Source organism: Porphyromonas endodontalis (assembly GCF_052173515.1).
GTDB classification, from domain to species: Bacteria; Bacteroidota; Bacteroidia; order Bacteroidales; family Porphyromonadaceae; genus Porphyromonas; species Porphyromonas endodontalis_A.
Window position 1 is genome coordinate 38182 of sequence record NZ_JBQMYL010000007.1, and the last position, 12435, is coordinate 50616.

General features: G+C 49.4%; 11 protein-coding genes. 5 read left to right on the plus strand and 6 right to left on the minus strand.

Translation table 11 applies throughout. The features are described 5' to 3' along the window. Window positions 1-22 precede the first annotated feature (22 nt). Window positions 23-850, plus strand: coding sequence for a glycosyltransferase (locus ACTTHR_RS04760; protein WP_442605414.1), 828 nt, complete (start codon window positions 23-25; stop codon window positions 848-850). Window positions 851-876: 26 nt separating this feature from the next. Here ACTTHR_RS04760 and rodA read toward each other — a convergent pair whose 3' ends face one another. The 6 genes from rodA to purH are packed head-to-tail and all read right to left on the minus strand — an operon-like array spanning window position 877 to window position 8264. Beyond that, window positions 877-2346, minus strand: a complete 1470-nt coding sequence (rodA, locus tag ACTTHR_RS04765; RefSeq protein WP_442605370.1) for a rod shape-determining protein RodA — start codon at window positions 2344-2346, stop codon at window positions 877-879. Further along, on the minus strand, window positions 2336-4201 hold the full coding sequence (gene mrdA / locus ACTTHR_RS04770) for a penicillin-binding protein 2 (protein ID WP_442605371.1): 1866 nt from the start codon (window positions 4199-4201) through the stop codon (window positions 2336-2338). The genes rodA and mrdA overlap by 11 nt, the downstream gene beginning before the upstream one ends. A gap of 14 nt (window positions 4202-4215) precedes the next feature. Further along, the gene (locus tag ACTTHR_RS04775; protein WP_442605372.1) at window positions 4216-4731 is read right to left on the minus strand and encodes a rod shape-determining protein MreD; all 516 of its coding nucleotides are present in this window, start codon (window positions 4729-4731) and stop codon (window positions 4216-4218) included. A 3-nt stretch (window positions 4732-4734) separates the two neighbouring features. Beyond that, window positions 4735-5622: a rod shape-determining protein MreC gene (gene mreC / locus ACTTHR_RS04780; RefSeq protein ID WP_442605373.1), complete on the minus strand. Its 888-nt coding sequence runs from the start codon at window positions 5620-5622 to the stop codon at window positions 4735-4737. Window positions 5623-5681: 59 nt separating this feature from the next. Continuing rightward, window positions 5682-6704 carry a rod shape-determining protein gene (locus ACTTHR_RS04785; protein ID WP_004333527.1) on the minus strand — a complete coding sequence of 341 codons (1023 nt, stop codon included), beginning with the start codon at window positions 6702-6704 and terminating at the stop codon, window positions 5682-5684. A 42-nt stretch (window positions 6705-6746) separates the two neighbouring features. Next, a complete protein-coding gene (purH, locus tag ACTTHR_RS04790; RefSeq protein ID WP_442605374.1) occupies window positions 6747-8264 on the minus strand; it encodes a bifunctional phosphoribosylaminoimidazolecarboxamide formyltransferase/IMP cyclohydrolase in 1518 nt (505 codons plus the stop codon). 351 nt (window positions 8265-8615) lie between these two features. On the opposite strand from purH, the gene ACTTHR_RS04795 reads away from it, so the two are divergent. The 4 genes from ACTTHR_RS04795 to ACTTHR_RS04810 all read left to right on the plus strand — a co-directional run bounded on the left by ACTTHR_RS04795 (window position 8616) and on the right by ACTTHR_RS04810 (window position 12361). Beyond that, complete coding sequence (locus ACTTHR_RS04795) at window positions 8616-9206, plus strand: leucine-rich repeat protein (RefSeq protein ID WP_442605375.1); 591 nt, start codon at window positions 8616-8618, stop codon at window positions 9204-9206. Window positions 9207-9219: 13 nt separating this feature from the next. Then, entirely contained in the window at window positions 9220-9984 is a 765-nt protein-coding gene (locus ACTTHR_RS04800) for a hypothetical protein (protein ID WP_442605376.1), read from the plus strand. A gap of 5 nt (window positions 9985-9989) precedes the next feature. Beyond that, window positions 9990-11642 (plus strand): leucine-rich repeat domain-containing protein, encoded by a 1653-nt coding sequence (locus tag ACTTHR_RS04805; RefSeq protein ID WP_442605377.1) that lies wholly within the window; start codon window positions 9990-9992, stop codon window positions 11640-11642. A 137-nt stretch (window positions 11643-11779) separates the two neighbouring features. Next, complete coding sequence (locus ACTTHR_RS04810) at window positions 11780-12361, plus strand: 30S ribosomal protein S16 (protein WP_276775139.1); 582 nt, start codon at window positions 11780-11782, stop codon at window positions 12359-12361. Window positions 12362-12435 lie beyond the last annotated feature (74 nt).

Genomic DNA, 12435 nt, shown 5'->3' on the forward strand with positions numbered 1-12435 from the left:
TTCCACAATCGACGAAAAACGGATGGAGTTTTCCGTACTTCTCTCCACCTACTACAAGGAGCATCCTCAATTTTTCACAGCAGCACTAGATAGCGTTTTCTCTCAAACCCTCCCCGCCCCGGAGGTGGTACTCGTATGCGATGGACCTCTCACCCCGGAGCTAGACGCCCTTATCGAGGGATACCAAAAGCAACACCCCAAAGTGCTCAAGGTGGTACGACTCGAAAAAAACGGGGGATTGGGCAACGCCCTAAACGAAGGGATGAAGAATTGTTCCTACGATATTGTGGTGCGTATGGATACGGACGACATTGCCTTCCCCACACGTTTTGAGCGTCAAATCACCTTCCTTCACGAACATCCGGAGGTGGATCTTCTCAGCAGCAGCATCGACGAATTTGTAGATTCGCCGAGCGAGGTAATCTCCCGCCGCACCCTACCCGAGAAGCACGAGGAGATTGTACGCTTTGCACGTTATCGCTGCCCTGTCAATCATCCTGCCGTAGCCTTCCGCAAAGCCGCCATCCTAAAAGCCGGAGGATACCTGCACTTCCCCTTATTCGAAGACTACTACCTTTGGGCTCGAGTTATCCTACAGGGGGGACGACTTCACTCCCTACCCGAGCCTCTTCTCTACTTTCGCATGAACCACGCCACCCTCGGTCGCCGGAGGGGATGGTACTATATCCGGCGAGACATCTGCCTGCAAAAAACTTTCTACAAAATCGGGTTCATCAACAAATGGGAGTATGTGCGCAACCTTATGCTACGCATTCCTCCTCGCCTTGTGCCAGGCCCCTGGCTCTATTACATCTACAAAAGATTCCTACGAAAACGCATCAACGACTAAGGAGATAGGCACTACCTCCAAACAGATCAGAAGGAACGCTGCGAATGCTCCCTCTTGCGGTCGGCATCAATCCGTACAAAAATAAACAGCAGGATGGTGAAGCCCCACAGCGAAGAGCCCCCATAACTAAAGAAAGGCAGGGGGATACCAATCACAGGCACCAGCCCTAGTACCATACCCACATTCACGGCAAGATGGAAAAGGAATATCGAGCCAACGCAGTAGCCATAGACTCGTCCAAAAGCATTCACCTGCCGCTCTGCCAAGTAGAAAAAGCGCAGGATAAGAAGTAAATAAAACAGCAACAACGCCGTAGAACCTAGGAATCCGTGCTCTTCGCCCACGGTGCAGAAGATAAAGTCCGTATCCTGCTCGGGTACATAGCTGAGCTTCGTCTGTGTCCCTTGCAAGAAGCCCTTGCCCGTAAGTCCCCCCGACCCTATCGCAATCTTTGCCTGATTTACGTTGTAGCCCATCCCTTTGAGGTCCTCTTTAAGTCCGAGCGCAACGGCAATACGCCCTCGCTGGTGGGGCTGCAACACATTGTCGAAAACGAACGAGACGGAGAGGGAATAAAGCACACATCCAATCCCCAAAAGAGCGGCAAGCAGGTAGCGGCGAGCAAAGCGTTTTACCGCCATCCAGAGACAATAGCCAATGAGCAGAGCGAGGATCCCGATGGCTACAAAACTGATATCGAAGGGGAAGAAGTGATTAAAGAGAAGTGCCAAAAGATAGACTCCTGCATAGCCTAGCAGCCCCCAACTGAAGAGGCGAGAGCGGTACTTTGGACTGAGTAAGAGAGCAATGCACATGCAAAAAGTAATGACCGTAGCAATAGCCCAATAGGCAGCATTTGTTGCCCCCCACATGGTATCGGCAAGGGATAGAGCCATCACAAAAAGCACCACGGAGATAAAGGCCAAGCCAAGGAATATACCCGAGAGCCCCTCCCTATAGAGAGCTAAAAAGAGAGCGGTATACACCAGGGCAGAACCCGCCTCTTTTTGCAAGAAAATGAGCATCATGGGGAGAAGCACAATGGCAAAAACCTCACCATAGGCACGCCAAGAATTAAGGCGGAACTTGTAGCGATTGAGCGTTGTTGCCAGCATCAGAGCCGTAGCAATCTTGGCAAACTCGGCAGGCTGCAAGCGCATAGGGCCCAATACCAGCCACGAATGCGACCCCTTAATATCGGGGGCAATGAATATCGTTACCAGCAGCAACCCCATCATCACGAGGTAGAAAACAGGTGCGAAAGTCTCAAACCATCCTACATCACTCAAGAGTATCAAGAATATAAGGACTCCGCTTAGCCCCATCCAAATAAGCTGCATAGCAGGGCGGCTCCCCGACTCTATCAGACTCGACGTTTCGAAGCTATAGCTAGCTCCGCAGATGGTGAACCAGCCCGTAACGACAAGCAGGAGGTACAAGCCTACTAGGATCCAATCAATCCTGCGAAAGAGAGAAGATGGAGCATTAGGGCGCATTTCTGTAAGAAAGGTAAGAGTGAGACATTCGTGAGGCGATCCCCTCAGCCGTGGGCGATAAATGCCCTTCACGCAAATAGTACTCCAGCATCACACGCCCAATCGGAACCCCATAAGTAGCCCCGAAGCCTCCGTTTTCCACATATACGGCAATGGCTACTTGGGGATTATTGCGGGGGGCGAAACCGATAAACGCGGAGTGGTCGGGACCATGGGGATTCTCGGCTGTACCTGTTTTCCCACACACCTCAATCTCCCCGGGCGCAAAGTTGGCAGCGTGACAAGTACCTGCACGTACTGCCCCTGCCATGCCATTTGCCACGATCTCCCAGTGCTGCGCGGCAATGCCTGTGTACTGCTTGTGACTATAAGCCGTATCAAGCGACATTCCCTCTATCTCGTGTACAACGTGCGGACGGTAATAGTAGCCTCTATTGGCAACAATAGCTGCAAGGTTAGCCATCTGTAGGGGCGTTGCCAAGACTTCACCCTGACCGATGGAGTTTGAAATGATGGTGGAGGAGTTCCATCCTGCCTTATACCACTTATCGTAGTACTCGCTATTAGGGATAAAGCCTCGTTTCTCTCCCGGTAAGTCAATCCCAAGAGGATAGCCATACCCCATCCGCACCATATAATCTTTCCAATGCGTAAAGGCCTCCTGTACCGTGGAGTAACGCCTCCGATCATCGAGCATATAGTGCAATCCCCAAGCAAAGAAAGCGTTGCACGAGGTCGTTAGGGCAAACTCCACAGCTAAGGGCGAACCATGACCGTGGCAGGCAGGTCTCCCTCGCATATAGGGGTAACCCCGATAGCAAGTGTAGAGCGTTTGAGGTGTAATAACCCCCTCGTTGAGCAGAATTGCCGCCTGTGTCGGTTTGAATGTTGAGCCTGGAGGATAGGCCCCCTGCAGGGCACGATTAAACAAGGGCTTACTCGGATTGTATGCCAAGAGGAGGTGGTTCTTCCCAATATCCCGCCCCGATAGGAGAGAAGGCGAATAGGCGGGACTTGTAACGAGGCAGAGTACTTCTCCCGTAGCAGGCTCTATCATCACAATACCGCCACGCTTACCCTGCATCATCCTCTCACCCAAAGCTTGTAACCCCTCATCAATAGAAAGCGTCAGATTACGCCCTGCCACCTCCTTTCTATCGTTGGCTCCATTGTTATACCTTCCTTGTATTCTTCCTCGTGCATCGCGAAGCATTACTTCATAGCCTTTAGTACCTCTCAAGGCCGCATCGTAGGTACGCTCTACTCCCGATTTCCCCACATAGTCACCGGGGGCCAAGAGGCTATCTTGCTCCAAATCGCCGGGACTGCATTCGCTCATATACCCCAAGACATGGGCTGCCACCTCCGTACCATATCGCCGGATACTACGATGCTGTACAGAGAAGCCCGGGAATTTATACAAAACCTCCTGAAAACGACCGGCATCTCCTGCACTAACCTGTGCCAAAAGACGCTGAGGGGTATAAGGCGAATAGCCCGGATTGAGGTCACGGTTTCGTACAGCTTCGAAGCGTTGCCGGAGTGTTTCGATATTGATCGAGAGCAATTGACAGAGGGCAAGCGAATCTAGATTTTCGCCCACTTCCTTAGTAATAACCATCACATCATAGGCAGGCTCGTTGTAGACAAGGAGCTTGCCCGTACGATCGAAAATAGCCCCACGTTCGGGATAGATAACATGATGATAAAAGGCGTTATTCTCTGCCTTGGACTTATACTCCGGGCTCAATATCTGGAGGTAGAAGAGCCGCGCCACATATCCGAGGACAAGCAGTACGGCTAGAGCCATAAGGAAGATGGAGCGTTGCGCTTCGTTACGATTCTCCTGTTTCATCGGGGCAGACAGGGTTAACCTCTACGCTTACGAGGGCGATATCCCAGCAGCAACAGACACACGAGGGTGAGTATATAAGTTGCCACAATACTGGTACCCAAGCGAAGCAAGAAATAGGGTAAATCAAACGCACCCACCGCATCAAGCAAGAATAAAAGTGTATGGTGGAATGCTGTGAGGATCAGGAGTAAGAGAGCGATTCCCCAGCCACTAACAGCAAGCGAAGGGGGATAAGAGCCATCTGTATCTGCGTCCACAAACAGAGGCAAAAGATAGCTCCTCAAAAAGCCTGTAGCCGTAAAAGCTGCCATGTGCAACCCCGGAGTCCCCGATAGGATATCAAGTAAAAGGCCCGAAAGGGCACTCCACAAAGTAATCCCCATTTTAGAGACATTTATCGGGATAAGAAAGAGTATATAGATATAAGGGAAGGGGGTAGCCAACCGGAAGACATAGAGCGGACTAAAGACCCACACTTGCAGCAAAACCAGTACTATAATCTTGCAAAAGAGAAGTAGATAACGCCCCATAATCTATGGAATATAGAGGGATTGAACTGAGTCTAATGCTTCATGCGGAACAAAGACTCCCGCCATCACAACATATACAAAATCAAGGGTACCAAAGTCGGCACCCAGAGCAACAGGGATATTGCCATTGCCCAAAGCAACCCCATCTCGTACTTGATACGAACTATCCACCCTCCCCACATACAAATTGGGAGGGAATACAGAGCTATACCCACTCGTCACGATGGTGTCGCCAACGTTTACTCGCACATGCGAAGGTAGATCGGTAAGTCTTGATGTAACCGAACCCGGGGAGTCCCAAGTCAAGTAACCAAAATGGTTTGTCCGTTTAAGTTTACAACTGAGTTTAAGCGAGGGATTTATCAGGGGAACCACCACCGAATAGCCCTGCGATACAGAGGAGACAATCCCCACGACTCCACGAGCACTCATCACGCCCATATCCTTTTTCACTCCAGCCTCCGCACCTCGATTGATCACAATAAGGTTGTGCCCTCTATTAATCGTTGAGCTAACCACCCGAGCGGTAAGGAACTGCATTTCGGGGATCGCTTCAGTAGAGTCTCGTACAAAAGTGAGAGGTTTTATGGTATCGGCAAGAGCAAAATCCATTTGCTGCTTAAGCTGCAAATACTGCATTTCTAGCTGTGCATTGCTCTCCGTAAGTAGGCGATTTTTCTCCCGAAGCCCTATATAACTAGAGACCTCCCCCGTGACCTGTTGGATAGATCCCACTAGGCGATTAGAAAAGGCAACATTGAGGAAGCGATGGTAAAACCCGCTGTTAAAAATCAGCACAAGAGCTAGCCCCTCAATCACTAAGAGGAGAATCCAATGCCCTCGGGAGAGGAGGAATTCGGTCGCCTTGTGCACCTCTTTGTTGTAAGTCAAGCTAGAAGTGTCAAAATAGAGAGGGGGCACAAAACATACCCCTCCCTATTTATCAAGATCTATCGGATTAAAAAGTTAAATGTATCTAGGTTCTTTAATGCCACCCCGGTACCCTTAGCTACGGCATGAAGGGGGTCTTCCGGCACTATAAACTGGATTCCAAAACGATCGGTGAGACGGCGATCAAGCCCACGTAGCAGGGCTCCCCCTCCCGTTAGGTTGATACCATTCTCCATTACATCGCCGTACAACTCCGGGGGAGTCTCTTCCAATGTCTTGAGGATTGCCGCCTCAATCTTTACGATAGACTCATCCAAACAACCGGCAATCTCCGCGCTTGAAACAGGGATCTGACGGGGGAGTGTATCCATTTGGTCGGCCCCACAAACAACAAAGTCTTCGGGAGGATTCTCCAAATCTTTAACGGCAGCTCCTACACGTATTTTGATCTGCTCGGCAGTACGCTCCCCAATACGAACATTATGCTTCTGACGCATGTACTTCATAATGTCGTTGGTAAACTCATCGCCGGCCGTACGGATACTTTGCTTCGTGGCAATACCGCCGTACGATATTACAGCCACTTCAGTGGTACCTCCACCTATATCCACAATCATATTCCCTTGAGGCGCAAGGACATCCACGCCGATACCAATAGCCGCAGCCATTGGCTCGAAAAGCATGTACACATCACGCCCTCCGGCATGTTCGCTAGAGTCGTGTACGGCACGTATCTCCACTTGGGTACTCCCGGAGGGGATACTCACCACCATACGGAGAGAAGGGGTAAATAGTCGATGCGACTTCTTATTCAGCATCTTGACCATACCGCGTATCATCTGCTCGGCAGCATTAAAATCTGCGATTACGCCATCGCGCAAGGGACGAACGGTACGGATATAAGCGTGTGCTTTCTCGTACATTTCACGCGCTTCGTGCCCAATGGCAAGCACCTCATTGGTGCGGAGATCGAAAGCGACAACAGAGGGCTCGTCTAGTACTATCTTACCATCTTTCATGATGATGGTATTGGCAGTACCGAGGTCCATGGCCAACTCTTGTCTAAAGGAGAAAAGTCCCATTATCTTGTAAACATCTAGTCTGTTAGTCTTTCAGAGGGCAAGTTAGTGTTTGAAGTGGCGTACCCCCGTAAATACCATAGCTAGGCCCAGTTCATCGGCCTTGGCTATACTGTCGCCATCACGCATCGACCCCCCGGGCTGCACTACGGCTGTTACGCCGGCTTCGGCAGCGAGAGTCACACAATCGTCGAAGGGAAAGAAGGCATCGCTAGCCAACACGGCGCCTCGGAGGTCGAAGCCAAAATGCTGCGCCTTCTCAATCGCTTGCTTGAGGGCTGCCACACGCGAGGTCTGGCCAATCCCCACTGCCAGCAAATGACTATCCTTTACGAGAGCCACGGCATTACTCTTACAGTGCTTTGCCACCTTTTGGGCAAAGACGAAGTCGTCCAACTCATCTTCGGTAGGTTGCTTCTTCGTAACGACCTCAAAGTCTCCCTTATTTTCGCTACGGAGGTCGGTCTCTTGCATCAAAACGCCACCCAAAGCGGAGCGGAAAGTAAAGCGACTTTCGATAGGCTTCTTCTGGATAAGCAGGATACGTTTGCTCTTCTGCGTGAGGAGCGTGAGGGCATCTGTATCGTAATCCGGAGCTACGAGTACCTCAAAGAAGAGATTCCCAATAGCCTCTGCCGTTGCTTTATCGATAGGGCGATTAGCGACCAAAATTCCACCAAAAGCAGACTCAGGGTCTGAGGAGAGAGCGGCTAACCATGCCTCTTCTATCGTTGCGCGAGAAGCTATTCCACAAGGGTTATTGTGCTTAAGAACGGCAAAAGTAGGAGCCTTGTATTCGGCAATCAGATCGCAAGCTGCCGCGATGTCTTGCAGGTTGTTGTAGGAGATTTCCTTGCCTTGTATCTTATCGAAATAAGCATCAAAATCGCCAAAGAAACGCCCCTGTTGATGAGGATTTTCTCCGTAGCGGAGGGTCTCTACTCCATCGTAAGCAATGCGCAAAGCAGAGCCTTCTCCTCCATCGAAATAGTTGAAGATGGCACTATCGTAGCCCGACGACACGGCAAAAGCAGCTCCGGCAAAACGTTTTCTTTCTTCTAGCGATGTGCATCCCTTTTGGTTGGTTAAGATCTCTAGCAAAAGGGGATATTGCGCAGAAGAAGAGACGATAAGTACATCTCGGAAGTTCTTGGCAGCCCCTCGGATGAGGGAAATTCCGCCAATATCTATCTTTTCGATAATATCGGCTTCGGAAGCTCCGGAGGCAACAGTGGCGGCAAAAGGATAGAGATCCACAAGTACAAGGTCGAAGAGACGAAGGTCATACTGAGCCACCTCTTGGAGGTCTTTCTCCTCATCACGACGAGCCAAAATCCCCCCAAAGATGGCGGGGTGCAACGTTTTTACACGCCCCCCAAGCATTGAGGGATACTTCGTTAGGTCCTCGGCAGCCACAGCCGGCACACCAAGAGATTCTATAAAGTCTTTAGTACCTCCGGTAGAGACAATCTCTACTCCTAAATCGTGCAGAGCACGTACGATATCTTCCAGTCCTTCCTTGTGAAAAACGGAGATCAATGCCCTCTGAATCTTTCTTTCCATCACTCCAAAATAAGCCCCCTAAAAGAGGGATAAAAACTTGCAGATACAAAGATACAGAAAAGCAAACACTCTAGCAGAATTAGAGTAAGAAAGAAAACAAACAAGCCCACAGAGCAGATCCAAACCTATTGAACACAAAACATGACACGTGCAACTAGGATACCCTCCACAAGCATGTTGATATTATCAAAATAATAGGAATAAAATCTTTTACTATATTTGTGGCGAAAGCTTTTTCTCTTGGCACGGAGCATTTCCCTTGGAACGCCATCTATGGTTATCTGAGGTAATTTCTCCTTCCTAGAGAGCAACTTACAAAGACAGGTATAACGTTCCCAACAAAAGTATCCGATGAAAAGACTAATCCTAATTTTTCTATTTTTCTTCTCCGGTAGCGCTCTGCTGCTCAATGGGCAGCAGCTCCAAAATTCGCCTAAGTATCCTCAGGATATGCTTCCGGCTCAAGCCTTTGAGGGGAGTGTAAAGCTCCAAGAGATTACCCTTCCCCAATCTCTCAAAGAGATCGGATCGCATGCCTTCAGGGGATGTACCCAACTGAAACAAATTATCATTACCCCGGGCAACCCCACACAATTCAACATCGACGCTTTCCCCGATCAGGAGGGGCTTACCCTCTACGTACCCACAGAAGAAATGCGCCTTGCCCTCAATGCCGTGTTTCATTTTAGCAAGACTAAGATTGAGATAGGCAAGCCCTTGGCTCTTTTGCCGACACAGAATGAGGGGATCCTCTCAGTAAGCACGAGAGAGAACATACTCTCCCTTCTGCCCAACAGCGTGGGAGACATACACATCTTCGATCCTCAAGGTCAGCTCCTATACCAAACCAAAGCTTCTGCCAACACGGCTCTAGAAATTGCCCTACCTCAGGGTGTTTATTTCGTCTCCTTCAACAACCAAATAACAAAAGTATCTCTCTAAGCCGATTTGAGTTATGACTAAAATAATCCTCTTTTTCACCGCCCTATTCTTCTCTATCGGCGTCCTATTCGCCCAAAACGAAGCAGCCCTTACACTCCATGTAGACAAGGCAGGCAGCCTTAGAAGCCTTCTATCGGACGAGCAATATGCAAAAACCTCAAAAATCATAGTTTCAGGAGAGATCAACACCCTCGACATCAAGACCCTACAAGAGATGGGTGGAGAAAAGGGGGCATTGCAAAGCATCGATCTCTCCAAAGCAACCATTGTAGCCTACGAAGAGTCCAAGACCTTTAGCACACTACCCATGCCCTCCTTGGCATTTGGAGCTAGTCAAGACGAAATCAAATCCTATGAGGCGGCTCACAATGGCACCTACAACGAGGAGCGAAGTAACCCTGAGGAGGGGTTTCACGCGCTTATGTGGTTCGATGTTGCCTCTGATGAAATCTCATTCCGATGCTACTTTGTCTCTAAAAATGGAGCAGGGGAATTTGATGAATTTTGGGGATTCTATCATCAAATAGAGTATGCCACGCAACCCAAAGGGGAGAGTTTTGCGCTCACCGGAGCCTTTATTCAGCTACTCGCTGCAAGCGGCTTTAGCACCCCCCAATCGCTGGGTGAAGATGGTTTCGTAGCGACAAACAAGGAGAAAAACCTCGACATTATGATTAACCTCACCAAGCTCTCCGAGATAACAGAGGAGGAAGGGGACAAAAAGGTACTCGTACTCATGTTTGCCCCTGCTGGTAATTACATGGAAAACGAAGGCTAAAGATTATGTTACGATTTCTAGTAAAGAAGGGTGGCTTAATAGTCTGTTCGCTCTTGCTTCTAGGCTCTATTATCGGAGCAAAGGCCCAAGAGGAGGAGGCCATTACCTTCAAACGCTCCGCGAATGCTCCCAAAGAGATTGTCCTAGGGATCCACTGCCGCTCTCCATTCTCCATAGACTGGGGAGATGGCGTTCGCGAAGAGTTCCCAGCAAAGAACTACGGAGTAGATGGCATCCAAGGGGAGGCAAAAGGGAATACCATCCGCATTTATAGCGACCCTCAAGATTTTATTGCCCTCTACCTAGGCAACAACGACAAAGGGAATAGTATCGAAGAACTCAACGTAACACGGCTTAAAAGGCTTCGCTTCCTCCATTGTCAATGCAACGAACTCTCTCAGCTTGACCTATCCTCAGGCTTTATGCTCGAAGAGTTGCACCTTGCCAATAACCATCTCAAGAACTTGGATGTAAAACATTCTCCCCGACTTGACATGCTTATTTGCTATGGGAATGAAATCGAATCTCTCGATCTAAGTGAACTAAACAGACTCATGGCACTGCGCTGCGAGAATAATAAGATATCCAGCTTGCAGGTAGATCACTTAGGAGACCTTACGGTACTACGTTGTGGAAGCAACCCAATAGAGCAACTTGATGTAAGCAAAAACAAAAAGTTGCAGCAGTTGTTTATCGAAAATAGTGCCATCAAGCATATCGATGTAAGTACGCTAGACGACCTCCGAGTTCTCAACTTGAGCGGCTGTGGGATAAGCCAGCTAGACCTATCGGGCAACCCTGCGCTGCACGTTCTCTATGCCAATAATAATGAGCTTACTCAACTTACCCTCACCCAGCAACCCGAGCTGGAGAAGGTAGAGGTAATGGGCAATAAGCTCCAATCGCTCAGCATATCGGCGCCCATTCTCTCCGACCTACGTTGCAGCAATAACCCCTTGCAAAAGATAGACCTAACGAAGACTCCTCTTCTCAAATATCTATTTTGCCAGAAAACCCAACTCCAAGAGTTGGATCTAAAAGCGAACAAGGAGCTTTGCGAGCTACTTGCCTCCGACAATCAATTAAGGGAAATTAACCTCTCGGAGAACAAAGACCTATACCTCCTCTGGCTCGATGGCAACCAATTCACAGAACTAGACATAGCCCCTTTTGCCAGCAATCTATTCTCTCTATTCCTTGCCAACAACCAATTCTCTACCCCCCAACTACAAAAGATAGTCAATCAACTACCCGACATCTCCGGCATAACAGTGAGTGCGAATAAGGCTTGGTGGAAGAAATGGCTGCGACTCGCCAACAACCCGGGAGCTAGCGAAGTAGACCTCACCCTACCGCTCCGGAATGGGTGGCGCATCGACCTCAAAGAGAACTGGCCAGGGGACCCTAGCAACCTAGCAAGAACTCTCCGCCCGGGAATAAAGATCGCACAATGCGGAGGAGAACTCCTTATTACGGCACCCGAAAGTCAAGCCACAGAATACCGCATCTACACGACAGAAGGCCTACCCATCGCAAGCCTCTCACTCTCCCGAGGAGAGACAAAAAGCATCACTCTCCCCCCTCACGCCTACTATTTAGTGGTAGAAGCGCGAGCTAATGGTGGGATAGGAAATGTAGAAAAAGTGTTCGTTCCCTAGAATCGGAACAATGAGGGTTTTCCCCTTACTCTAGGGAGAAATAAAAAGATACTCAGGTGGGAAGGGAGCGTATCTCCCAAAAAAGATGTACCTTTGCGTCGCTGTAAAGTGTACAGCACTAATAGAAACAAAAAGAAATGGCAACTAAAATCAGATTGCAGCGTCACGGTCACAAGGGTCACGCCTTCTATAAGATCGTAGTCGCAGACAGCAGGGCACCACGTGATGGTAGATTTATTGAAAGGATAGGTTCTTATAATCCGAACACTAATCCTGCTACGATAGATCTGAACTTCGAGCGTGCTCTTTATTGGCTTGGTGTAGGTGCTCAACCCACCGATACCGCTCGCAACATTCTCTCTCGTGAGGGTGTATTACTCAAAAAGCATCTCCTTGGTGGGGTGAAGAAGGGTGCGTTCGACGAAGCTACCGCAGAAAGCCGCTTCGAAGCTTGGCGCAAGAAAAAGCAAGATGCACTCAACGCCGTAACCGAGAAGTGCAACGAAGCTAAGGCGAAAGCAAATGCAGAACGTCTCTCTGCAGAGCAAGAAATCAACAAAGTAAAGGCTCAAGCCCTTTCCGAAAAGCGTGCCGCCGAAGCTAAGGCAAAGGCAGAAGAAGAGGCCGCTAAAGAGGCTGAAGAAGCTGCCGCAATAAGCGCAGAAACTCCCGCCGTAGAGGAAGAAGCTCCCGCTGCTGAGGCTCCTGCCGAAGCATAATAGTCGGGGGTTCTTAGAGGCTAAGCAACCCTAAAGAAAATACCCCTCAGGTCTCTATCCTAAGAGATTTGAGG

What these genes read in the sequence shown, in the direction of transcription:
- ACTTHR_RS04795 (WP_442605375.1), top strand. Translation starts at nt 8,616, where the DNA reads ATGAAAAGACTAATCCTAATTTTTCTATTTTTCTTCTCCGGTAGCGCT.
- ACTTHR_RS04800 (WP_442605376.1), top strand. Translation starts at nt 9,220, where the DNA reads ATGACTAAAATAATCCTCTTTTTCACCGCCCTATTCTTCTCTATCGGC.
- ACTTHR_RS04785 (WP_004333527.1), bottom strand. Translation starts at nt 6,704, where the DNA reads ATGGGACTTTTCTCCTTTAGACAAGAGTTGGCCATGGACCTCGGTACT.
- rodA (WP_442605370.1), bottom strand. Translation starts at nt 2,346, where the DNA reads ATGCGCCCTAATGCTCCATCTTCTCTCTTTCGCAGGATTGATTGGATC.
- mrdA (WP_442605371.1), bottom strand. Translation starts at nt 4,201, where the DNA reads ATGAAACAGGAGAATCGTAACGAAGCGCAACGCTCCATCTTCCTTATG.
- ACTTHR_RS04805 (WP_442605377.1), top strand. Translation starts at nt 9,990, where the DNA reads ATGTTACGATTTCTAGTAAAGAAGGGTGGCTTAATAGTCTGTTCGCTC.
- ACTTHR_RS04760 (WP_442605414.1), top strand. Translation starts at nt 23, where the DNA reads ATGGAGTTTTCCGTACTTCTCTCCACCTACTACAAGGAGCATCCTCAA.
- ACTTHR_RS04775 (WP_442605372.1), bottom strand. Translation starts at nt 4,731, where the DNA reads ATGGGGCGTTATCTACTTCTCTTTTGCAAGATTATAGTACTGGTTTTG.
- ACTTHR_RS04810 (WP_276775139.1), top strand. Translation starts at nt 11,780, where the DNA reads ATGGCAACTAAAATCAGATTGCAGCGTCACGGTCACAAGGGTCACGCC.
- purH (WP_442605374.1), bottom strand. Translation starts at nt 8,264, where the DNA reads ATGGAAAGAAAGATTCAGAGGGCATTGATCTCCGTTTTTCACAAGGAA.